2 pseudogenes are annotated in these 1,047 nt (G+C 45.7%); both read right to left on the reverse strand.

Annotation, left to right across the window (positions count from 1 at the left end):
- Positions 1–412, reverse strand: a pseudogene (locus tag A3738_RS32450) (carbamate kinase); the annotation flags it as partial.
- 1 nt (position 413) lies between these two features.
- Positions 414–1,047 (reverse strand): annotated as a pseudogene (locus A3738_RS27705) (ornithine carbamoyltransferase subunit F); the annotation flags it as partial.

Consider the following 1,047-nt stretch of genomic DNA (forward strand, 5'->3'; position numbering starts at 1 on the left):
TCCGCTAAACGTTTGGCTTGCGCTTCATCGTATACGGGGCCAATGAATTTAGTCGGATCTTTAAATGCTTCGTCGTTTGGATCGACTTCAATTTGAGTAAGAATGGTCGCAAATGCTTGCTCAGCAGGCATGATGTTTCCCATCTCTTGCTCGATCATATAGCCGATTTGACCGACAGACTCTGCTCCCAGTACATCTAGTGGATAGGGGGCAGCGCCATCAAACGCTGCGGCTTGTAGTGCGAGTAAGCCTACTTGAGGTCCGTTACCGTGAGCGATGATAGCTCGTGTTCTTTTGCGATAGCTGCTAACGATTTAGCAGCTTTCGCAATGTTGATTTTCTGATTTTCAGCGGTCATTGCTTCGCCTCGTTGAAGCAAAGCGTTGCCGCCGAGCGCAACAACCACTCTCATCTTATTGGTCTCCCAGTGTTGCAACCATGACAGCTTTAATTGTGTGCAGGCGGTTTTCTGCTTGCTCAAAACTAATGTTGTATGGAGATTCGAAAACATCGTCGTTCACTTCTAATCCATTGAGGCCATATTCAGCTTCAATTTCTGCACCCACAATTGTTTCATTGTTGTGGAATGCTGGTAGGCAGTGCATGAACTTCACATTTGGGTTTTTGGTTTTGTTAATTACATCAAGATTTACCTGATAAGGTGTCATTAAACCAACGCGCTCTTTCCATGCTTCTTTAGGTTCCCCCATTGATACCCATACATCCGCGTACAAGTAGTCAGCACCTTCAACACCTTCTGCTACGTCTTCAGTAAGGTTGATTTTTGCACCAGTTTCTTTTGCTATTGCCTGGCACTCTTTTATAAGCCACTCTTTAGGCCAGTATTCTTTTGGTGCAACAAGACTGATTTCCATGCCCATTTTAGCTGCGCCAACCATGAGTGAGTTGCCCATGTTGTTGCGTGCATCGCCAAGATATGCAAACTTCATATCGCTAAGGGGCTTGCCGTTGCCCCATTCTTGCATAGTAAGGAAGTCCGCAAGAATTTGAGTTGGGTGCCATTCATCAGTCAGGCCGTTCCAAACT

The organism is Oleiphilus sp. HI0066 (genome assembly GCF_001635725.1).